The sequence below is a fragment of the Flavobacterium sp. F52 genome (assembly GCF_000278705.1).
In the GTDB taxonomy this organism is placed as follows: Bacteria; Bacteroidota; Bacteroidia; order Flavobacteriales; family Flavobacteriaceae; genus Flavobacterium; species Flavobacterium anhuiense.
Genome location: NZ_AKZQ01000024.1, coordinates 20,199 through 42,296, shown reverse-complemented (window position 1 = coordinate 42,296; position 22,098 = coordinate 20,199). Strand labels below are relative to the sequence as shown.

22 protein-coding genes are annotated in these 22,098 nt (G+C 33.5%); 12 read left to right on the top strand and 10 right to left on the bottom strand.

Annotated features, from left to right (window positions below; translation table 11 throughout):
- Position 1: 1 nt before the first annotated feature.
- Positions 2 to 1,036: a YncE family protein gene (locus FF52_RS09175; protein WP_008464860.1), complete on the top strand. Its 1,035-nt coding sequence runs from the start codon at positions 2 to 4 to the stop codon at positions 1,034 to 1,036.
- An 84-nt stretch (positions 1,037 to 1,120) separates the two neighbouring features.
- Here FF52_RS09175 and FF52_RS09170 read toward each other — a convergent pair whose 3' ends face one another.
- Positions 1,121 to 2,581, bottom strand: coding sequence for a S41 family peptidase (locus FF52_RS09170; protein ID WP_008464859.1), 1,461 nt, complete (start codon positions 2,579 to 2,581; stop codon positions 1,121 to 1,123).
- A gap of 167 nt (positions 2,582 to 2,748) precedes the next feature.
- Here FF52_RS09170 and FF52_RS09165 point away from each other — a divergent pair, with 167 nt between their 5' ends.
- The 5 genes from FF52_RS09165 to yiaA all read left to right on the top strand — a co-directional run bounded on the left by FF52_RS09165 (position 2,749) and on the right by yiaA (position 5,340).
- A complete protein-coding gene (locus FF52_RS09165; protein WP_008464858.1) occupies positions 2,749 to 3,258 on the top strand; it encodes an RNA polymerase sigma factor in 510 nt (169 codons plus the stop codon).
- Positions 3,245 to 3,706: a hypothetical protein gene (locus FF52_RS09160; protein ID WP_008464857.1), complete on the top strand. Its 462-nt coding sequence runs from the start codon at positions 3,245 to 3,247 to the stop codon at positions 3,704 to 3,706. The genes FF52_RS09165 and FF52_RS09160 overlap by 14 nt, the downstream gene beginning before the upstream one ends.
- 16 nt (positions 3,707 to 3,722) lie before the next feature.
- Positions 3,723 to 4,250 (top strand): DUF4252 domain-containing protein, encoded by a 528-nt coding sequence (locus FF52_RS09155; protein ID WP_008464855.1) that lies wholly within the window; start codon positions 3,723 to 3,725, stop codon positions 4,248 to 4,250.
- Between the two features lie 2 nt (positions 4,251 to 4,252).
- Positions 4,253 to 4,792 (top strand): DUF4252 domain-containing protein, encoded by a 540-nt coding sequence (locus FF52_RS09150; RefSeq protein ID WP_008464853.1) that lies wholly within the window; start codon positions 4,253 to 4,255, stop codon positions 4,790 to 4,792.
- A 149-nt stretch (positions 4,793 to 4,941) separates the two neighbouring features.
- Positions 4,942 to 5,340 carry an inner membrane protein YiaA gene (gene yiaA / locus FF52_RS09145; RefSeq protein ID WP_008464850.1) on the top strand — a complete coding sequence of 133 codons (399 nt, stop codon included), beginning with the start codon at positions 4,942 to 4,944 and terminating at the stop codon, positions 5,338 to 5,340.
- A 73-nt stretch (positions 5,341 to 5,413) separates the two neighbouring features.
- On the opposite strand, the gene carB is transcribed toward yiaA, so the two are convergent.
- Both carB and rpmH read right to left on the bottom strand, forming a co-directional pair.
- Positions 5,414 to 8,269 carry a carbamoyl-phosphate synthase large subunit gene (carB, locus tag FF52_RS09140; RefSeq protein ID WP_008464849.1) on the bottom strand — a complete coding sequence of 952 codons (2,856 nt, stop codon included), beginning with the start codon at positions 8,267 to 8,269 and terminating at the stop codon, positions 5,414 to 5,416.
- A gap of 143 nt (positions 8,270 to 8,412) precedes the next feature.
- Entirely contained in the window at positions 8,413 to 8,574 is a 162-nt protein-coding gene (gene rpmH / locus FF52_RS09135) for a 50S ribosomal protein L34 (RefSeq protein WP_008464848.1), read from the bottom strand.
- A gap of 168 nt (positions 8,575 to 8,742) precedes the next feature.
- Between rpmH and FF52_RS09130 the strand changes: the two genes are divergently transcribed.
- The gene (locus FF52_RS09130; RefSeq protein ID WP_008464839.1) at positions 8,743 to 9,258 is read left to right on the top strand and encodes a hypothetical protein; all 516 of its coding nucleotides are present in this window, start codon (positions 8,743 to 8,745) and stop codon (positions 9,256 to 9,258) included.
- 222 nt (positions 9,259 to 9,480) lie between these two features.
- On the opposite strand, the gene FF52_RS09125 is transcribed toward FF52_RS09130, so the two are convergent.
- Both FF52_RS09125 and FF52_RS09120 read right to left on the bottom strand, forming a co-directional pair.
- Positions 9,481 to 9,960 carry a hypothetical protein gene (locus FF52_RS09125; protein ID WP_035691273.1) on the bottom strand — a complete coding sequence of 160 codons (480 nt, stop codon included), beginning with the start codon at positions 9,958 to 9,960 and terminating at the stop codon, positions 9,481 to 9,483.
- A gap of 174 nt (positions 9,961 to 10,134) precedes the next feature.
- Positions 10,135 to 10,791, bottom strand: coding sequence for a YqiA/YcfP family alpha/beta fold hydrolase (locus FF52_RS09120; RefSeq protein WP_035691271.1), 657 nt, complete (start codon positions 10,789 to 10,791; stop codon positions 10,135 to 10,137).
- A 294-nt stretch (positions 10,792 to 11,085) separates the two neighbouring features.
- Between FF52_RS09120 and FF52_RS09115 the strand changes: the two genes are divergently transcribed.
- Complete coding sequence (locus FF52_RS09115) at positions 11,086 to 11,388, top strand: GNAT family N-acetyltransferase (RefSeq protein WP_008464832.1); 303 nt, start codon at positions 11,086 to 11,088, stop codon at positions 11,386 to 11,388.
- Here FF52_RS09115 and FF52_RS09110 read toward each other — a convergent pair.
- The 3 genes from FF52_RS09110 to FF52_RS09100 form a co-directional block, all read right to left on the bottom strand.
- Positions 11,385 to 12,815: an anion permease gene (locus tag FF52_RS09110; protein WP_008464830.1), complete on the bottom strand. Its 1,431-nt coding sequence runs from the start codon at positions 12,813 to 12,815 to the stop codon at positions 11,385 to 11,387. The two genes, FF52_RS09115 and FF52_RS09110, sit on opposite strands and share 4 nt — an antisense overlap.
- A gap of 20 nt (positions 12,816 to 12,835) precedes the next feature.
- The gene (locus FF52_RS09105) at positions 12,836 to 13,981 is read right to left on the bottom strand and encodes a porin (protein WP_008464826.1); all 1,146 of its coding nucleotides are present in this window, start codon (positions 13,979 to 13,981) and stop codon (positions 12,836 to 12,838) included.
- A gap of 245 nt (positions 13,982 to 14,226) precedes the next feature.
- Positions 14,227 to 15,861 (bottom strand): ABC-F family ATP-binding cassette domain-containing protein, encoded by a 1,635-nt coding sequence (locus FF52_RS09100; RefSeq protein ID WP_008464824.1) that lies wholly within the window; start codon positions 15,859 to 15,861, stop codon positions 14,227 to 14,229.
- Between the two features lie 279 nt (positions 15,862 to 16,140).
- Between FF52_RS09100 and FF52_RS09095 the strand changes: the two genes are divergently transcribed.
- Positions 16,141 to 16,584, top strand: a complete 444-nt coding sequence (locus FF52_RS09095) for a PepSY-like domain-containing protein (RefSeq protein WP_008464822.1) — start codon at positions 16,141 to 16,143, stop codon at positions 16,582 to 16,584.
- Between the two features lie 133 nt (positions 16,585 to 16,717).
- Here the strand turns inward: FF52_RS09095 and FF52_RS09090 are convergent, their stop codons facing one another.
- Positions 16,718 to 17,893, bottom strand: a complete 1,176-nt coding sequence (locus FF52_RS09090) for a GlmU family protein (RefSeq protein ID WP_008464820.1) — start codon at positions 17,891 to 17,893, stop codon at positions 16,718 to 16,720.
- 160 nt (positions 17,894 to 18,053) lie between these two features.
- Positions 18,054 to 18,308, bottom strand: a complete 255-nt coding sequence (locus FF52_RS09085; protein ID WP_008464817.1) for a type B 50S ribosomal protein L31 — start codon at positions 18,306 to 18,308, stop codon at positions 18,054 to 18,056.
- A 248-nt stretch (positions 18,309 to 18,556) separates the two neighbouring features.
- Between FF52_RS09085 and FF52_RS09080 the strand changes: the two genes are divergently transcribed.
- The 3 genes from FF52_RS09080 to FF52_RS09070 all read left to right on the top strand — a co-directional run bounded on the left by FF52_RS09080 (position 18,557) and on the right by FF52_RS09070 (position 21,904).
- Positions 18,557 to 19,087: a DUF4199 domain-containing protein gene (locus FF52_RS09080; protein WP_008464815.1), complete on the top strand. Its 531-nt coding sequence runs from the start codon at positions 18,557 to 18,559 to the stop codon at positions 19,085 to 19,087.
- An 8-nt stretch (positions 19,088 to 19,095) separates the two neighbouring features.
- Positions 19,096 to 20,052 (top strand): glycosyltransferase family 2 protein, encoded by a 957-nt coding sequence (locus FF52_RS09075; protein ID WP_008464814.1) that lies wholly within the window; start codon positions 19,096 to 19,098, stop codon positions 20,050 to 20,052.
- 124 nt (positions 20,053 to 20,176) lie between these two features.
- Positions 20,177 to 21,904, top strand: coding sequence for a phospho-sugar mutase (locus FF52_RS09070; protein WP_008464813.1), 1,728 nt, complete (start codon positions 20,177 to 20,179; stop codon positions 21,902 to 21,904).
- Positions 21,905 to 22,098: the final 194 nt, after the last annotated feature.

Genomic DNA, 22,098 nt, shown 5'->3' with positions numbered 1-22,098 from the left:
TATGAAGTTTAGTAAATTACTTTTAATAGCGTTAAGCATTTCGTTATTCGCTTCTTGTTCAAGTGATGACAACGATGATCCTAAAGGTGCTTACGACAATGGTTTTTTTATTTTAAATGAAGGAAGTTCAGATGTCGGAAGCGTTTCTTTCTCAAGCGATGATTTTACCTCTTTTACCAAAGATGTTTATGCTTCTGCCAACGGTTCTGATTTAATTGGCGGATATCTGCAAAATATATTTTTTGATGGAGATCGCGCATACATCATTTCAGGAGGATCAAATGTAATCAATGTTGTAAACCGTTATACTTTTAAATTGATCGCAAAGATTGATTCTGGTCTTGCTAACCCAAGATATGGAGTTGTGAAAGACGGAAAAGCGTATGTAACAAATGCAAATACATATTCTTATATCAATCCAGCAACTGGAGACACTGACGATTATGTTGCTGTAATTAATCTGGCTACTAATACCGTCGAATCAAAAATCGAGTTAAATGCCACTGCAAACAGATTAATCTTAGAAAATGGCAAATTATACATTACAGAACCTAACAGCAGCACTAAATTATTAATTGTAAATATTGCAACAAAGGCGATAGAAACAGTAGAAATTGGCTCTAGCGGAGATTCTATCGAAGAAGAAAACGGAACTTTATTTATTTTGAGAGCTCCTTATTCTGGATCAGGTGAAATTGTAAAAGTAAAACTGTCTGATAAATCTATATCTAGAATTGCATTTCCAGAGAGCTTAGCTGGTCTAGGTTTTATGGATATTGAAGACAACAAAATCTATTATACTGCTGGAAGCTCTGTTTATGCTATGGATATCAATGCAACAACACCTTCTACTACGGCAATTGTAAACTCGCCAGCGAGCTACGTTTACGGTTTTGCTGTAGAAAACAACCGCATTTATATTGCCGACGCAAAATTTGATAAAGATAGTAAAGCTTTTATCTATAATTTATCTGGAGTTTTACAAAAAGAATTAGCTGTTGGTGTAGGTTCAAACGGATTCTACTTTAATAATTAATATTATACTTTAAAATTAGTTTTTGTTTTTTATGGAAAAGGCTTTCATTTCTGAAAGCCTTTTCTATTTTTATATCCTATTACATTAATGTCCTTTTGGAATATCTTGAAAATACATTCCGTGTCTTAATCCGTTTATGATTTTTGAATCTGTCAGATAAGGTGTATTTGGTGCAGAATCATCAAAAATTCTTTTGGCAGTTGTTCCTGTAATTTTTGAAATTGCCAAATTAAGCAGAGGTTCAGAAGGATCTCCTAAAACTCCATAGGTACTTACTCTTTCGTACTGCTGATACGTTGGCTGTAAACCTTGCGTGTAATCTCCAAAACCGGCAGAATTAGAAATTTTAAAAACTAAAGGCTGCATCGCATATTTATGATTCGGATTGATTCCTTTTTTAGTAAACAAAGTTTCAGAATCATAAATCGTATAAGAACCAACATTTTTACCCGTTGTAGTTTCTCCAATCTGCACTACATTGATATAAGGCTTTAAACCATTTATAACCAATTCGCTTGCAGAAGCCGTACTCGCAGTTGTAATAATATAGACTGTAGTTAAATTTAAGCTGTTTAATGCTTTTCCTTCAATATTATTCACAAATCTATAATTCAAGCTTTCCAAATCTTCAGCGGTCATATCTTTCATCCACTTACTGTTAAATTGCGTTTTTGCAAAAATCTGAGTATCGAACTGTCCTGTAATCATACTAGAAAGTCTTATTGAAGAGGTAACAGCTCCTCCTCCATTGTATCGAAGATCTAAAACTAAATCTGTTATCCCTTGCGATTTCAATTCGCCAAAAGCCTGATTTAATTTATCATCATATCCAGGATAAAAGCCATTATACATTAAATAACCAATTTTATGACTTCCAGAAGTAATTACTTTATTGATCAAAATAGGATTTTCTTCTAAAACAGTTTTAGTCAAGGAAACTGATTTCCCATTCAAAACATAACTCGTTCCATTATAATCTGCCAGATTTAAAGTGTAACTATCCTGATTTAATAATAATTCCTGATAATTAGAAACCGTAAGTTTTGTTCCATTTACACTCGTAAATAAATCACCTCTCTTAATTGCTTTTGTAGAAGCATCAGAATTTGGAATAATATATCGGACAAAACCAACAACATCATTTGACCCCGAAGCCACACGGCTCAGTCTAAAATCAACACCATTATTTTTTGTAACGCCGCTTAATTCTTGTTCCAAAACAGTATAATCGTCAACAATCCAACTGAAACGGTCAATTGCGTCTCCGTTTGGATATTTGCTTACCGGCTTGTTCAATAGATCTTCGAACAAATCTTCAGGATGAGAGTATCCTCTCAAAAACTGATTGAAATCTGGTTGTAAATTACGACCATCGGCTAGATTTGGAACATCTTGCTGCCATAAGTAAACTTCATTTAATCCTCTCCAGATAAAATTATTAATCTGCAAGTCTGCTGGAGCAGCTACATCATCCTGATCTTCACAAGACTGTAAAGAAAAAGCGAATAAAAAGAGAAAAAGAACACTCTTTAAAGTTGTTTTCATATCGTGTAGTTATCTATATTCTGAATAAACGTAAAAATAGTATCTTTAGTTTTACCTTTATCGTTAAAGCAGTATTTTTTTTACATAAAAAAAATTTCTTTTTTGCTGTAACAAATATAATTGTGCCTCGTCTTGAATATATAAGCTAACGATTAACCATCTTATTAATGAACCAAGTTGTATTTATAGAATTAATAAATCCTTTTAAAGACAAAGTTTTTCGTCTGGCAAAAAGATTGCTTACTAGCACCGAAGAAGCAGAAGATGCGACTCAGGAAGTAATGGTAAAATTATGGAACAAAAAAGATAATCTGCAAAGCTACAATAGTGTCGAAGCATTGGCCATGACAATGACTAAAAATTATTGTCTCGATCAGCTAAAATCTAAAAGAGCCAGTAATCTGCAGATTGTCCATAATAATTTTACCGATCGGCAACCGCAATTGGATAAAAAATTAGAAGACCAAGATAGTTTAGAATGGGTCGAAAAAATTATAAACGAAATGCCCGAACAAATGCAGCTATTAATTCAGCTTCGGGATGTTGAACAATATGAATTTGAAGAAATAGCCAAAATCGTAAATATGAACGAAACAGCAATACGAGTGGCACTTTCTAGAGCGAGAAAAAAAATTAGAGAATCAATGACAAATACACACCTTTATGGAACTAAATAAAATAGAAGATATATTAGAAAAATACTTTCAGGGAGAAACTTCTATTGCTGAAGAAAATCAATTAAAAGAATATTTTTCTTCGCCGAATGTTGCGCAGCATTTGGAGCAATACAAACCTATGTTTGGCTATTTCTCTCAAGCAAGAGAACAGAAATCGACGTATGAGATTCCACTACAAACTAAGAAACGAAATGTGGCGTGGTTATCGATTGCAGCTTCTGCTGTTGTTTTGCTCGGAATCGGAACTTACTTTTTTGTTAGCGAAAAAAATGAAACTACTGCAGTAGCTTCGCAAGCAGAATTAGGAACTTACGATGATCCCGAAGAAGCCTTAAAAGCAACTCAAAAAGCTTTGGCTTTATTATCAAACAATGTTAATGTAGGTATTGAAAGTGTACACTACATTAAGGAATATGAACAATCAAAAAACAAAATTTTTAAACAGTAATTAAACAAAAATAATCATGAGAAATTTCATTATAACTTTAGTCTTCGCATTCGTTTCAACTACATTTTATGCACAAAGTGCTTTTGACAAATTTGATGGTCAGGATGATGTAACTTCAGTAATTGTAAACAAAAAAATGTTCGATTTAATGAGCAAAGTAAAAACTGATGCTTCTGATAAAGAGACTCAGCAATATATTGCTCTAATCAAAAAACTGGATTACTTGAAAGTATTCACCACTAAAAATCCAAAAATCGAAGCCGACATGAAAGCTACTGCCGATAAATATGTAAAAACTGCCGGTTTAGAAGAATTAATGCGAGTAAATGATGGCGGAAAAAACGTTAGAATAATGGTAAAATCTGGCGCTACAGATACGCAGATAAGAGAACTTTTAATGTATGTTGACGGTGCAAAAAATGATGAAACTGTTTTACTATCTTTAACTGGTAATTTTGACTTAAACGAGATTTCGGTATTAACAGATAAAATGCAGCTTCCTGGCGGTACAGACCTAAAGAAAGCTTCTAAAGGCAAAAAATAAAAATGAAAAACAACATCTTCATACTAGCACTTACAGCTCTTCTAACTTTGGGGAGCTGTAATTCTGAACCATCTCTGCAAAAATATTTCGTTGAGAATTCAGAGAAAAAAGATTTTATTGCTTTAGATATTTCACCAAACATTTTGAATGTTGATAAAACCAAATTATCAGCTGAGCAAAACGAGGCTTTGAATTCGTTTGACAAAATGAATATTCTGGCTTTTAAAGCAGATCAAAACAATAAAACAGAATTTGAGGCAGAAAGAAACAAAGTAAAAGCCATATTAAAAGATCCTAAATATCAAGAATTAATGAAGTTCGGCTCTGGTAAAGAAGGCGCTTCTATAAGCTACGTCGGAAGTGACGACAACATTAAAGAGTTTGTCATTTTTGCCAACAGAAAAGAAAATGGTTTTGCAGTAGTTCGTGTGTTAGGCGAAAATATGAATCCGAATAATATTATGACCTTAATGTCTGTTTTACAAAACTCTAAAATAGACATGGAGCAATTAAAACCTTTAGAGCAATTGCTTAAAAAATAAAAAAACATCTTACTTTTTAAAACAAGAAAAGCTCCAATTACGGAGCTTTTTCTTTTGTATTTGAAAGATTTTACTGAACAAAACATCGCGTTTTTATTTTGGCATGAATCTAATTTAATTATATTTGTGGCTTACCAAAATAATAAATTATGATACAAAAAACATCAAATGCCTTTATCGCTGCATCTTGGGTTGCACTTGGAGCCGGGACAATCGGTTTTATTGTTGGACTTGCCAGAGCCGAAATGCTTTTAAACGAAAAAGGATATTATTTCACCGTTCTAATGTTCGGCCTTTTTGCTGTTGTTTCGCTGCAAAAAAGCGTAAGAGACCGACTAGAAAAACTTCCTGTTACTGATATTTACTACGGAATCTGCTGGTTTGGAACATTCTTATCAATCGTTCTTTTAGTTGTTGGACTTTGGAATGCAACGATTCTTCCAAGCGAAAAAGGTTTCTATGCTTTTGCTTTTCTATTGGCATTGTTTGGCGCTATTTCAGTTCAAAAAAATACTAGAGACAATATAAACTTTAATCAAGGCGAATAAAGTTTCAAACAATTTCAGAAATAAAAAGCTCCAATTTTCATTGGAGCTTTTCTTTTATAATAGAACCTTGAGATTATTTACTCAAATACATTTTTCTTCTAGAGTACAATTCGTAGAATTGATCATCTTTTAAGTCATCAATAAACAAGATACTTTCTCCTGTTGATTTCATTTCTGGCCCTAACGCTTTGTTAACATTCGGGAATTTGCTGAAAGAGAAAACAGGTTGTTTGATTGCAAAACCGTTTAATTGTGGGTTGAAATCAAAGTCAGTTACTTTATTGTGGCCTAACATTACTTTAGTAGCGTAATTTACGTAAGGCTCTCCATAAGCTTTTGCAATGAACGGAACTGTTCTTGAAGCTCTTGGGTTTGCCTCGATGATGTAAACCGTATCATCTTTAATCGCAAACTGAATGTTGATTAATCCAACCGTTTTTAAAGCTCTAGCAATTTTATGTGTGTGATCTTTAATTTGCTGCATTACGAATTCTCCTAAGTTGAAAGGAGGCAATGTTGCGTTACTATCTCCAGAGTGAACACCGCAAGGCTCAATGTGCTCCATAATTCCGATGATGTACACATTTCCATCAGCATCACAGATGGCATCTGCTTCAGCTTCGATTGCTCCAGCTAAGTAATGGTCTAGTAACAATTTATTTCCTGGAATTGCTTTCAGCAAATCGATTACGTGCTCTTCAAGCTCTTTTTTGTTGATTACAATCTTCATTCCCTGACCTCCTAATACATAAGAAGGACGGATTAAAAGTGGGAAATCTAAAGTATCAGCTAATTTTGAAGCTTCATCAGCCGTTTCAGCGATTCCGAATCTTGGGAAAGGAATATTTAACTCAGTTAATAAGTCTGAGAAACGTCCTCTATCTTCAGCTAAGTCAAGTGCATCAAAACTAGTTCCGATGATTTTCACACCGTATTTAGACAATTTATCTGCTAATTTAAGAGCTGTCTGACCTCCAAGCTGAACGATCACACCTTCTGGTTTTTCGTGCTGGATAATGTCATAAATATGCTCCCAGAAAACTGGCTCAAAGTATAATTTATCAGCCGTATCAAAGTCTGTAGATACTGTTTCAGGATTACAATTAATCATGATGGTTTCGTAACCGCATTCTTTAGCAGCTAAAACTCCGTGTACACAAGAGTAATCAAACTCGATTCCTTGTCCAATTCTGTTTGGTCCAGAACCTAAAACGATCACTTTCTTTCTATCTGTTACAATGCTTTCGTTATCAACAAAACGCTCTCCATTTGGTTTTTCAATTTCAGCTTCAAAAGTGGAGTAGTAATAAGGAGTCTGCGCTTTAAACTCAGCTGCGCAAGTATCAACCAATTTAAACACACGGTTGATCTTCTGCTCCATACGTAAAGTATGCACTTCACTTTCCAGACAACTCATCATGTGGGCGATTTGTCTGTCTGCAAAACCTTTTTGTTTCGCCTCAAGCAATAATTCTTTAGGAAGATTAGAAACTTTGTAATTTGAGATTTCTTTTTCTAAAGTGTAAAGCTGTTCATATTGTTTTAAGAACCACATATCGATTCTTGTAATTTCATGAATGGTGCTCAGTGGAATTCCCATTGCGATTGCATCGTAGATTACAAAAACACGATCCCAACTTGCATACGTTAGTTTCTCAATAATCTGCTCGTAATTTTTATATCCTTTTCCGTCAGCACCTAAACCGTTTCTCTTAATTTCTAGAGATTGAGTCGCTTTGTGAAGCGCTTCCTGGAAAGAACGTCCGATCCCCATAACCTCACCTACAGATTTCATCTGAAGACCTAAAGTTCTGTCTGAACCTTCAAATTTATCGAAGTTCCAACGTGGTATTTTTACGATTACATAATCTAAAGTTGGTTCGAAAAGAGCCGAAGTAGATTTTGTAATTTGGTTTTGCAATTCATCTAAGTTGTATCCTAAAGCTAGTTTAGAAGCGATTTTTGCAATTGGATAACCTGTTGCTTTTGATGCCAAAGCAGAAGAACGAGATACACGAGGATTAATCTCGATTGCTACGATATCTTCTTTTTCGTCTGGCGAAACTGCGAATTGTACGTTACATCCTCCCGCAAAATTTCCGATACTTCTCATCATTAAGATAGCATAGTCACGTAATTTTTGGAAAGTAGTATCCGATAATGTCATCGCTGGCGCAACTGTAATCGAATCTCCAGTGTGGATTCCCATTGGATCCATGTTTTCGATAGAACAGATAATTACAACGTTGTCATTTTTATCTCTTAAAAGCTCTAGCTCGTACTCTTTCCATCCCATCAAAGCTTTGTCGATCAAAACTTCATGAATTGGAGAAGCTTCAAGTCCGCGAGTTAAAAGCTCATCAAAATCTTCTTTTTTGTACACCACAGCTGCTCCTGTTCCTCCAAGTGTAAACGAAGGACGAATTACAAGCGGGAAGCCAAATTCTTGAGCAATTTCTTTTCCTTCAAGGTAAGATGTAGCTGTTTTTGCTGGTGCAGTTGGCACATTGATTTTTTCTAAAAGCTGTTTAAATTGCTCTCTGTCTTCAGTAATATTAATTGCATTTACATCAACACCGATTAATCTTACTCCGAAATCTTGCCAGATTCCTTTTTCTTCAGCCTCCAAACACAAGTTCAAAGCAGTTTGTCCTCCCATTGTTGGAAGAACTGCATCAATTTGCGGATGTTCCTTAAGAATCTCAATAATCGATTTTGTCGTTAAAGGTTTCAAATAAATATGATCGGCCATAGATGGGTCGGTCATAATCGTCGCTGGATTCGAGTTAATCAAGATAACCTCAATTCCTTCTTCACGAATCGAGCGTGCAGATTGAGATCCCGCATAATCGAATTCGCAAGCTTGGCCAATAACAATAGGTCCTGAACCTATTATTAAAACTGATTTTATTGATGTGTCTTTAGGCATTTTGTATGTATTGTGTAGTTATTTACGATTTAAAAACCTCTCTAGTGCGTTATAAACTAGAAAGTTGAAAAAATTTGTACCGAAAAGGTATAAAAAAAGGCGATACTAAAAAAGTAATCGCCTTATGTATGTTTATACAAACATTATTTTTTGTGTCTAGGCTCGCTAGAAACAGTTAATTTATGTCTTCCTTTTGCTCTTCTACGCGCTAGAACTTTTCTTCCATTCGCAGAAGCCATTCTGTCCATAAATCCGTGCTTATTTCTTCTTTTTCTTTTCGATGGTTGAAATGTTCTTTTGCTCATTGCTTTGTATCTTTAAAAATGGTATCTATTAACTTATTAATTTGTTTTTGATATCGTTATTCAAAAACCGAGTGCAAATATACAAAGACTTTTTTTTCTAGCAAGTACTTTTATAAAAATATTTTTAATTCCTTTTACTATCTTTGCAATCACAAATTTACATTAATTATGTTTCACAAAAATATTAAACTTATTTTGGCCGGACTTCTTGTAGTGGCGGGCATTTGGCAATTTACAGAAAGTAATATCGGAAATGGAATCTTTCTTATATTATTGACTGCAATTCCGATTTTTCTTTATTTCAAAAACGAATTTATCCTTTTAGCTTTCCTTAAATTAAGAAAACAAGACTTCGCAGGAGCTAATAAATGGTTATCATATATCAAAAACCCGGAAGGTGCATTAGTAAGAAAACAACAAGGATACTTAAATTATTTGCAAGGTATCATGTTATCTCAAACCAATATCAACCAAGCAGAGAAACATTTCAAAAAAGCAATCGAACTTGGACTATCAATGGATATGGATTTAGCTGTAGCTAAACTAAACCTTGCAGGAGTAGCAATGTCACGCAGAAGAAAATTGGAAGCGACTAATTTATTAAACGAAGCTAAAAAATTAGACAAACAAGGAATGCTGAAAGAGCAAATCTCTATGATGAAAGAGCAAATGAAGAAAATCTAACGATTTTTTAAATTCCAAATATTAGAAATCTCAAATTCCAAAAGAGTTTGGGATTTTTTATTTTAGATTGTTGAGTTTAGATTTTAGATTTTTCTCATTTTATGTCTTCCTGAGCGGAGTCGAAGGACACGCAAAGTATAGACGCACTGAATAGATTTAGCATGCGATCCTTCGACTCCGCTCAGGAGGACAAAACTTTTTGGTTACTTTTTATAAATCCATTTATTTTAAAGAATCTTTTCTACGAGGTACAAATTTCACCTCTGAAATTACCATTTTATTGATTTCTCTTAAATTTATTTTTTTATTTATTTTAAAAAACTGAAGATTGAGCTTAATTCTATCTAATGTTTCTCCAAAATGCCAAAACTGTTTAGGACCAGAAATCCCATAAATTTTAAGCTTTTTAGATTCCTTACCATTCTTTAATACGAACGCATTGGTTTCTCCATCATTAAACACTATATCTTCAAAAGTATCATTCTTTGGAAAAGTTATAGTGTCTAATACATTTTGAATTCTTTCTTTTTGCTCTTTATTTAAAATTGCAAAAGAAGTCTCTAACTTAATTCTAGAGGCATCTACACAATAAAGCGTATCCGAAGAATTAAACTTCAAATAATACGCTTCATGAATATTCCTTTTAAAGAAAGTAAAGTCGTAATCTTTTTTTGGAGATTTACATCCGACCAAAATTAACATTAAAACGATTATGCAGATTCTCATACTTTTTTGAATTTCTTTGTCGAGCTACTTGCGAAGATTTCTCCCTACGGTCGAAATGACAAGATCGCGTGTAAATGTCCTTAAATACACCTTTGTCAAAGTTTAAAACTTTGACAAAGATTTGGAATTTGGATTTTTTAAAATTGGAATTTAATCCAGTATTATCGAAGGTAAATTCTCATTCAGCCATTTATACTTATTGAGAATCATAATATGGGTTCCCCCTTTAACCAAAATGCATTTATCAATATATTTAATTGGAAAAACTTCGTCTTGATCTCCGTGAATGTGCACTACATTTTCGTCAATTTTATCTCGATCCCATAAGATTACACTTTCTACAGCCCATTGCAGATAACCTAAATCGCGTACAGATAGAAACTTCTCGTATAATTTTATTCTCTTATTGACTTTTTCTCCAAAAGAAAACTTGGCAAGCTTTTCAATATTAAGAATCAACTGCATCGGGATTAGTTTATAAGCTTTTGTTCGCTTTCCTATTTTCATTCTTCTAGGAAATTCATGATTGCTTCTTACACTTGATATTATAATGACTTTTCGCGCTTTTATATGCTTCGAAATTTCCTGAACTAAGATGCCTCCAAAAGAAACTCCGATTAAAACAGGATTTTCTTCTTTTATGTTTTTACTAATTCGAAGCGCATAATCTGATAAAGATTCTTTAGGGTTTGGAATTTCCCACTCGAGAAGATGCGTTTCAAAAATATTTTCATCCAATTTTATCCTTTCAAAAATAGATGAACTCGCTGCCAGACCCGGCATAAAATAAACTGGAATTTTACTCATAACATTAAAATGAAATTACGATTGGGATATTTATTCTTAAAAAATAAAGTTACTTCTTTTAATATCATGATAATCAAATTTCAGACCTATTTATTACATCTGACTCAAAAAATCAAACTTCAAAACAATAACTTAAAGTTTACAGCTGCAAAAAATAATTTAATATTGAAAATCAAATGATTACCTTTGCATTTCGAAATATTTTTTGATTTTAAATCTTATAAAGAATTTTCTTTCAATACATGTTTCGAATCCCAAATTCACTATTTACCAATAACCTAACAAGAAATTAGTATGGAAACTTCTGTAACTATGGAAATCAAAGACAACACATTTGCACGCCAATTCGAAACTGTCATCCCTGAAGGAATGTTAGCAGTTGAGTATCAATTTCAAGAAAAAAAAATCTTTTTAACCAAAATCAACAAACCTGATTCGTACGAAAACGAAGAAACAATCAATACCTTACTTAAGAATATTTTAGATTTAAGTTCTGAAAAAAATTACAGAGTAGTTCCTATCCATCCAAAGATTGTTTCATTTTTCAAGAAAAACCCTAAATATAAAGAGTTACTTCCTCCAGGAATTAGAATCTAAAAATATCCAATAATTCGGAGCCACAATCCTCCTATCACCATATAGATCAAGAGCATAACCAAACCGGTTATAAGCCCTTTGACCCACCAGCTCTTTAGGTCAACGTAGCCACTCCCGAAAAATACGGGTGCCGGACCATGACCATAATGCGTTAAAGTTCCGTAAAGAGATCCGACGAAACCAAGCATAAATGCTAGCAGTAACCCAGGAATTCCGAGCGAAACACCAACACCAAGTAAAGCCGCATACATTGCTGCAACGTGTGCGGTTGCACTTGCGAAAAGATAATGACTAAAGAAATACACTAATATAATAATCGGAAAAGCCATCTGCCAGCTTAACCCGCCAATTTCTGCTTTCACTAAATCGCTAAACCAAGCAATAAAACCCAATTCGTTAAGCGAACTGGCCATCATTACCAGAACAGAAAACCAAACAATGGTATCCCAAGCTCCTTTTTCGGCTTTTACATCATCCCAAGTCAATACTGAAGTCAAAAGCAAAATTACCAACCCTATAAAGGCAGTTGTAGTTGCATCGATAGAAAATAAATCCCCTGTCATCCAAAGGAAAAGCAGAATAAAAAATGTTAGCAACATCATCCATTCATTTCTTGTTATCGCCCCCATTTCTTTTAATTTCTGCGTTGCTATCTGCGGAGCATCACCAGTTTTTTTTAATTCTGGAGGATAAATTTTGTAAAGCACAAATGGAATTACAATAAAAGCACACAAACCCGGAACAATTGCAGCAGCTGCCCATGACATCCAGCTGATTTTTATCCCTAAATTCAAAGCAAACTTCTGACACATCGGATTACTTGCAGTTCCTGTTAAAAACATAGAAGAAGCAATCAAATTCATGTTATAACTATTCAATGTCAAATATGCCCCTAATTTTCTATGTGTTTCAGGTTTGTCTGGCATTGAACCAAAACTCATTGACATTGATTTCATAATCGGATAAACAATTCCTCCTCCTCTAGCGGTATTACTCGGAACGGCTGGCGCTAGAACCAAATCTGCCAATCCTAAACCATAAGCCAATCCTAAAGAACTTTTCCCAAATATTTTTATGAATAAAAAAGCAATTCTATTTCCAAGACCTGTTTTTATAAATCCTCTTGCGATGAAAAATGAAATTCCAATAAGCCAAATTACTTTATCTCCAAATCCTTTTAATGCCAGCGTGATCGATTTTCCAGGATCTCCTGGAGCCAAAACCTGAGACATAGCTGTCAAAGCAATTGCAATCATACACATAGTTCCCATCGGAGCTGCTTTTAAGATGATTCCTAAAATAGTAGCTACGAAAATGGCAAATAAATGCCAAGCCTCTGTCACAACGCCTTCTGGAGCTGGAATAAACCAAATGGCAACTAAAACTGCCAGCGTAATTAGGGTCTGTGGAATTTTTACTTCTTTCATAAAAACAAAAATTAAGTGAGTTAAATTCTGAGCTGTAACTGAATTAAAAATAAATTATCGTTGTAGGTTGATGTATCCGGGATGCTTTTATCGAATCTGTCAATTTCAAATCCCATTTCGATACGGCCTGTATACGACTTTCCGAATTCTAAACTAATCATTGGCGTGTAAGTGGTACGCACGTTTGAATTAATTTTATAACTAGGGTCGAAAGTTTCGTAACGACACGACAATTCAAGCGCAGTAAGTTTTTGATAATTTACCTCATATCTAAAGTTCGGCAAGAAATAAATACCTCGCATTTGATAATCGGCAACATTATCTGTTCGGCTTTCAACTGGCAAGGAATAATATAAATTATGGTTTGTTCCCTGTTTATATTCGATCTGCAGATCAAAACTAAGTTTATCGGTTAGTTTAAAATCGCTTGTAATATCTGCTCCTAGCGCAAATACATCTTCTTTAAAAACCTTTCCAAAACCACCATTCAAGCCCAGATTAATTTTATGTTCTTTTGACAAACCGAAAACCCATCTCGAAGAATATTGTTTTCCATTGTCTTTGTCCATTTCTACATTTTTCCCATTTCCATTTAAAACCGAAATAGCATAATTCACTGGAATTTTCCCAATATCAAAAGCTCCAGTTGCCGACGCTCCAATTTGAAAACTTGTCCATCCGTTTTTCCCGAATTCATAATATTGATTTGAAAAGTCAAAAGACTTAATAATATCTACCGGAACAAGCTCTTCTATACCAAAAGCTGGACGAAATTGACCTCCTGTTAGAGCAATATATTTATTGAAAGTATATTTTCCATAGGCATTTTCGAGAACTTTACCTTTTGTATCTGACTTAAAATCTGCCAAATTCACCAGAATTACAATTTCCGTAGTTTCGCTTAATTTGGTATTTAGCCCCACACGCATTCTTTTAATATCAAAAGAACTTTGCGTTACATCTCCAGTAGAGTGATGAGTTCCTAAAACATCTACGTTATCTCCAAAACTTTCCAAATATCTGGCTTGAAGTAGCCCTTTTAACTGAAATTGCGGATATTTTACTTCCTCATTCTCTATTTTATCTGTTTTATCGGCTCCTTGATTCAAATCGCCTTGGGCGTGTAAAAAAGTTGGCGTTATAAAAAAAAGAAAAAAAATTGGCATTAGTAGACTTTTACTCATAGGCTTAAAATAAATTGAAACATTAATGCTTGTATAGCGATTTAAAAATCAGCTCTTTATTCTTGAGTTCAAAAGTTAACTGCTTATAGTCAACAGGAAAATGGAAGTACTAAAATAACAAAAAAAGATATTTTATGTAAAAAAAATTGCATTAAAATATTGTTACAATAACAAAAAAAGGGCATAAGATTAAAACTTATGCCTTTTTCAAATTTTAATGAAAAATATTATTTCTCGATTTCTCTCATAGAGTCCATTTTCTTATGCGCTAAGAAACCTGCCACATCTTCAAAATGTTCTTTTACTCGTTTATTTCCAAATTCAAAAACCTTAGTTGCCAATCCGTCAAGGAAATCACGATCGTGAGAAACTAGGATCAAAGTTCCGTCAAAATCACGCAAAGCATCTTTAATAATATCTTTGGTTTTCATATCAAGGTGATTCGAAGGTTCATCCAGAATTAATAAGTTTACTGGCTCCAACAATAATTTAATCATTGCCAAACGCGTTTTTTCTCCTCCAGAAAGCACTTTAACTTTTTTAGTGATATCATCACCTTGAAACATGAAAGCTCCTAAAATATTTTTAATCTGTGTTCTAATATCTCCAACAGCAATATTATCTATGGTTTCAAAAATAGTTGCATTTTCATCCAACAAAGAAGCTTGGTTTTGTGCAAAATATCCAATTTGCGCATTATGTCCGATTTCAACGCTTCCAGAATCAACGCCGATTTCCTTCATGATCGCTTTAATCATTGTCGATTTACCTTCACCATTTTTTCCAACAAAAGCCACTTTCTGTCCGCGTTCGATAACAATATTGGCATCTTTAAAAACAACATGATCTCCATACGATTTAGACATTTCCTTTACAATAACTGGATATTGTCCTGAACGTGGTGCTGGAGGGAATTTTAATCGCAATGCCGAAGTATCTACTTCGTCAACCTGAACAATTTCTAATTTTTCAAGCATTTTCACACGAGACTGAACGGCATCTGTTTTAGAAAATGTTCCTTTAAAACGCTCAATAAAAGCACGATTTTCAGCAATCATTTTTTGCTGCTCATCGTATGCTTTCTGCTGGTGAATTCTACGATCTTTTCTTAATTCTAAGTAATGAGAATATTTTGCTTTGTAATCGTAAATTCTTCCCATTGTAACCTCGATAGTTCTGTTTGTGATATTATCTACGAATGCTCTATCGTGCGAAATTACCACAACGGCTTTTGCTTGAGTCAACAAGAAGTCTTCTAACCATTGAATGCTCTCAATATCCATGTGGTTGGTAGGCTCATCCAGCAAAATCAAATCTGGTTTTCTTAGAAGGATTTTAGCCAATTCAATACGCATTCTCCATCCTCCAGAAAATTCAGAAGTCTGACGTATAAAATCTTCACGTTCGAATCCAAGACCTGATAATACTTTTTCAACTTCAGCTTCATAATTTACTTCTTCGATAGCATAAAATTTCTCACTTAAGTCAGAAACCCTTTCGATCAATTTCATATATTCGTCACTTTCATAATCGGTACGAACGGTCAACTGCTCATTGATATCGTCGATTTCAGCTTTCATTTTAAAAACCTCACTGAAAGCTTTTGACGCTTCTTCCATAACCGTAGCACCATCTTCAGTAAGCAAATGCTGAGGCAAATAGGCAATTACAGCTTCTTTTGGAGCAGAAATATTTCCTGTAGAAGGTTTATTTACACCTGCAATTATCTTTAAAAGTGTCGATTTTCCCGCACCATTTTTACCCATAAGGGCAATTTTATCATTTTCATTAATAGCAAAAGAAACATCGCTAAAAAGTGTAGTTCCGCCAAACTGAACCGAAATATCGTTAACTGTAATCATTTGTGTTTGTGAATTTTGTTTAATCGGTTAATCGTTTATTTGACTACCCATTTTTTTCGTGCTGCAAAGATAGATTTAATTAGATAATGTCCCAATTTGATAATTAGATAATTTTGAAAATGTGATAATTAGATAATTTGCCAATGAGACAATTTGATAATGCAAAAATTTAAAAGAATTAAACAAAGCCTAAATTGCAAAGAATCAAACCAAATCGATTTGTTTCTATTTTTAAAATTTAAATCTTACCTTGTATAAGAATTTAAAAATCAGCAAAATATGAAAACGAAATTAAAATTGGCTGTTTACGTAATTGCAGGACTGATGATTGGTTTTTCTGCAAATGCACAAAAAACCGTAATTAAAAAAGAAGCTTTACCAGCAAATGCCCAAACATTCTTAAAAACACATTTTGGATCTAAAAAACCGAGCTATATCTTAGAAGACAAAGAAATTCTTTCTACAGAATACAAAGTTCAGTTTGACAATAAAATTGAAATTGAATTTGACAAGAAAGGAAATTGGAAAGAAGTGGACGCCAAAATTGGCAAAGTCCCAAAATCTATCATCCCGAAAAAAATTGCTTCTTATATAAAAGCTAATTTTCCTAAAGAAGATGTAACCAAAATAGAAATTGAGACTTCTGGTTATGAAACAAAACTTACCAACGGTTTAGAATTAAAATTCAACATGAAAGGAGATTTTATTAAAATTGACAAATAAGTAAAATTAGAAAATGTGTCAATTAGAAAATTAGAAAATTCTCTAAAACCCTAAAATAACAAAACCCGACAGGTTATTAAAACCTGTCGGGTTTGCAAAAAATTATCTAATTATCTAATTATCTCCATTAAAATCAGTCTTTTCTCCATTTTTTAGTTTCCTCGAAAATATGTTCCATAATTGCAGCTTCAGTTGCATCAAATTCTATATTTCGTCTACTCATAACTAATCTTGCTGTTTCAAAAGCTTTTTTAGTTACATAAGTCGTAAATCCGGCTGCACCGCCCCAAGAAAAACTCGGAACAAAGTTGCGAGGAAATCCGCTTCCGAAAATATTAGCGCTTACCCCAACCACAGTTCCTGTATTAAACATCGTGTTGATTCCGCATTTACTGTGATCTCCCATCATTAAACCGCAAAACTGAAGCCCTGTTTTAGCAAAACTTTCTGTTTCATAGCTCCATAATTTCACTTCTTCATAATTGTTCTTTAGGTTCGAGTTATTAGAATCTGCTCCGATATTGCACCATTCTCCTAAAACTGAATCTCCTAAAAATCCTTCATGTCCTTTATTTGAATTAGCAAAAAGAACCGAGTTTTTAACCTCGCCTCCTATTCGGCTTCCAGGCCCAACAGTTGTTGCTCCATAAACCTTAGCCGACATTTTTACCATTGCATTTTCGCATAAAGCGAATGGTCCTCGAATTACGGTTCCTTCCATAATTTCGGTATTCTTACCTATATATATAGGACCAGTCGATGCATTTAAAGTTACAAACTCTAGTTTTGCTCCTTCTTCAATAAAAATATTCTCTGGCGAAATTACATTAACACTTTTAGGAATTGGCTGAGACGTGCGGTCTTCTGTCAGATATTTAAAATCCTGACGAATCGCAACATCGTTTTTAGAAAAAATATCCCAAGTATGTTCAATGGTGATACAATCTTCATTGTACTGAATGATTTCGTAAGAATCAAAATCGACTTCTTCCTGATTTTCGCTCGCAAAAAATGCAATTACATCTTCACCTTTAAAGATTGCCTGATTTTCTGTCAAATTAGAAACCATCTCCGCAAGAGTATCATTTGGCAAATACGCTGCGTTGATCATTACATTTTCCTCCATTTCAACCATTGGAAATTTTTCAGACAAATATTCTTCGGTTATCGTAGTGATTGTCGAACCAAGATATTTTTCCCATTTCTGACGAATCGTCATAATTCCTACCAAAATATCAGCTACCGGCCGTGTAAAAGTAAAGGGTAATAAAGCATTCCGAACGGGACCGTCGAAAAGAATGTAGTTCATAAATAATTGAGTGTTTGTTAAAATTTGATTTGGTTACCTGGCTTCAAAGTTACGAATATTTTACCGGTTTACTAAAAAACCATTTTAACGAAAAGTAATATTTAACGCATAAAAAAAGCCTCCCAGAATTGGAAGGCTTTTGTATAATTTAAAACAGCTATTATTTTTTAGCGTGTTTAGCATATTTAGTTTTGAATTTATCAATACGTCCTGCAGTATCGATAAGTTTAGATTTACCAGTATAGAAAGGGTGAGATGTTCTAGAAATCTCCATTTTTACAACTGGATACTCAACTCCGTCAACTTCAATTGTTTCTTTTGTATCTGCAGTAGATTTAGTGATAAAAACCTCATCATTCGACATGTCTTTAAATGCAACTAATCTGTAATTTTCTGGGTGAATTCCTTTTTTCATCTTTTCTTTTATTTATTGTTTGGAGCACCTTTATTTTGAAGCTTTTTCATGGTTAGAAAAAGGTGTAAACAAATAATACTCTTTTTTGTTTAAAAATTTAATTATTTTTGAGTGTGCAAATTTACAATTCTTTTTTAATAAACAAACAGTTAGCTTACTTTTTTTTAGTTTATTTCGAAAAGCTTTTTTTATATCCGATTATAGTGGGAATTACTATATTTGTGGATTAATTTTAAACATATCGAAATATGATTAATGAAGTTATAAAAAAGAATGGAGTTACGTATGGTGTAATGATCGGAATTGCATCTGCTTTGGTTACAGCTACAATCTATGCTATTGATTTAAATCTGTTTACAGCTTGGTGGATGGGAATACTAGGAATCGTAATAAGCCTTACAATTAGTATCATTTTACTTTCTAAAACTAAGAAAGATTTAAACGGTGTTTTTCCTTTTAAAGATGCTTTCACTACTTATTTTATAGCTGCAGTAATTGGTATTTTAATATCAACAACTTTCAACATCGTATTATTTAATGTAATTGATCCAGGCGCAAAAGACACTTTGAGCGAAATTATGATCAAATATACTATTGGTATGATGCAGAAATTTGGCACGCCAGCTTCAGCAATTAATGAAGCTGTTGCTAAAATGAAAGAAAGCAATCCGTATTCTACTTTTGAATTATTAAAAGGATCTGTTTTTGCTATGGTTATAAGCGCAATTTTCGGATTAATTTTCGCAGCATTTTTTAAAAGCAAATCTACACAAGAATAAAAATATAAATGAATTTATCTATACTTATACCGCTTCTAAACGAGGAGGAATCACTTAAAGAACTCTACACTTGGATCATTAAAGTGATGCAGTCTAACAATTACTCTTATGAAATCATTTTTGTAGATGATGGTAGTACAGATAATTCTTGGCAGATTATTGAAGGTTTCTCTAACGAAAATCCTAATGTAAAAGGAATTCGTTTCATGAAAAACTTCGGAAAATCTCAGGCTTTACATGCTGGTTTTGCAAAAGCAAAAGGCGATGTTATTATTACAATGGATGCCGACTTGCAAGATAGTCCAGACGAAATTCCTGAATTGTATGAAATGATTACAGCTCAGAAATACGATTTGGTTTCAGGTTGGAAAAAGAAACGTTACGATTCTGTTGTGGCAAAAAATCTTCCGTCAAAATTATTCAACTGGGCCGCTAGAAAAACTTCTGGCGTTGATCTGAATGATTTTAATTGCGGATTGAAAGCTTATAAAAATGTTGTGGTAAAAAACATTGAAGTTTCTGGCGAAATGCACCGCTACATTCCTGTTTTGGCTAAAAATGCCGGATTCGGAAAAATTGGAGAAAAAGTGGTAATTCACCAAGCCAGAAAGTATGGTGAAACTAAATTTGGAATGGAACGTTTTATAAACGGATTTCTAGATTTGATTACCATTTGGTTTTTATCAAGATTCGGAAAAAGACCCATGCATTTATTTGGCGCAATAGGCTCTTTAATGTTTATTATCGGATTTTTAGCCGCTGGATACATTGGAATTTCTAAACTGTACCATATGTATACTGGAATGAAATATAGCTTAGTTACCAACAATCCATGGTTTTATATTGCTTTAACTACCATGATTTTGGGAACTCAGTTATTTTTAGCAGGATTCTTGGGCGAAATTATTTTAAGAACAAAAAATAACGAGGCAAGATATAAAGTAGCACGAGAGGTTAATTTTTAAAAAAGTTCTTTATAAGTTATATTTTTAAATCTATGTTTAATTAAGATATAAAAATATTTCATAAAGCACCTTAAACTCTCAATAACAAACTATTTTTAAACAAACATAAAAACGAAATCATATAATGAATATAGCACCAAATATATTAAATGCTGTAAACGAATGGCTGACGCCAACATTTGATCAGGAAACGCAAGCTGCGGTTAAGGAATTAATGACTACTTCTCCAAAAGAACTTGAAGAGAGTTTTTACAAAAACCTAGAGTTTGGAACTGGAGGAATGCGCGGTGTAATGGGTATTGGAAATAACAGAATCAACAAATACACACTTGGAAAAAATACTCAAGGATTATCTGATTATCTGCATAAAGTTTTTCCAAACGAACCTTTAAAAGTAGTTATTGCTTACGATTGTCGTCACAATAGCAACACGTTGGCTAAAGTGGTAGCTGATGTTTTCTCGGCAAACGGAATTCAGGTTTATTTGTTTTCTGATTTGAGACCAACTCCAGAATTGTCTTTTGCTCTTAAATATTTAAAATGCCAATGCGGAATTGTTTTAACAGCTTCTCACAATCCACCGGAGTACAACGGATATAAAGTATATTGGCAAGATGGAGGGCAAATTGTTCCTCCTCAGGACAAAGAAATTGTAAATGTGATTGAAAGCTTAGGTTATGACAAAATCAAATTTAACGCAAACGAAAGTTTGATTCAGTACATTGATACCGAAATAGACAAAGCATTTATAAAATCATCTATCGAAAACGCAAGTTTTAATACGCCTGCCGAAGCCAAAGACAATCTTCATATTGTTTTTACTTCATTGCACGGAACTTCTATAAAATCAATTCCAGATGTTTTATCGCAAGCTGGATATAAGAATGTTCATATCGTTCCGGAACAAGCTATTCCAGATGGAGATTTCCCAACGGTAAAATCTCCAAACCCAGAAGAACCAGAAGCTTTAACTATGGCTTTGGCTCTAGCAGATAAAACAAATTCTGACATTGTAGTGGGAACAGATCCTGACTGCGACCGTTTAGGAGTTGCTGTTCGTAACAATGACGGCAAAATGATTTTATTAAACGGAAACCAAACGATGGTTTTGATGACTTCTTTCTTATTGAAACAATGGAAAAAAGCAGGTAAACTTAACGGAAAACAATTCGTTGGCTCAACAATCGTTTCAACTCCAATGATGATGGAATTGGCAACAAGTTATGGCGTTGAGTGTAAAGTTGGCTTGACTGGATTTAAATGGATCGCAAAAATGATCAAAGATTTTCCTGAACTTGAATTTATCGGAGGTGGTGAAGAAAGTTTCGGATTTATGGTTGGCGATGCTGTTAGAGATAAAGATGCAGTTGCCGCTACTTTATTGATATGCGAAGTTGCCGCTCAGGCAAAAGCTGCGGGAAGCTCTGTTTATAAAGAACTTTTACAGCTTTATGTTGAAAATGGTTTTTATAAAGAATTCTTAGTTTCTTTAACCAAAAAAGGAATGGAAGGCTTACAGGAAATCAATCAAATGATGATCGATTTACGTGAAAATCCTTTGAAAGAAATTAACGGACAAAGAGTTATTATGGTTGAAGATTATCAATCGTCTATCGCTTTAAATTTATTAGACGGTTCAGAATCAACAATGGATATTCCGAAATCGAATGTATTGATTTATTATACTGAGGATGGCTCTAAAATTTGCGCAAGACCAAGCGGAACTGAACCTAAAATTAAATTCTACATTAGTGTGAATGCTGAAATCGAATCGGTTTCTGATTTTGATGAAGCAGAAAGTTTCTTAGATCAAAAGATTCAAAACATTATTGCAGATATGCAGTTAAATTAAATAAATCCTTTTTTTGAAAATATTGCCATTTGCAAATAGTCTTTAAAAACAAGGAGTCCAATATTTAAAACTCTGATTTGCATCTTTAAGAATGCAAATCAGAGTTTTTTTTATAAAAAAAACCTAAAAGAAATTGAAAACAATCCAATTGGATTAATTTTGTGCAGTAAAAATTCGTTAACGCGAATTTATTG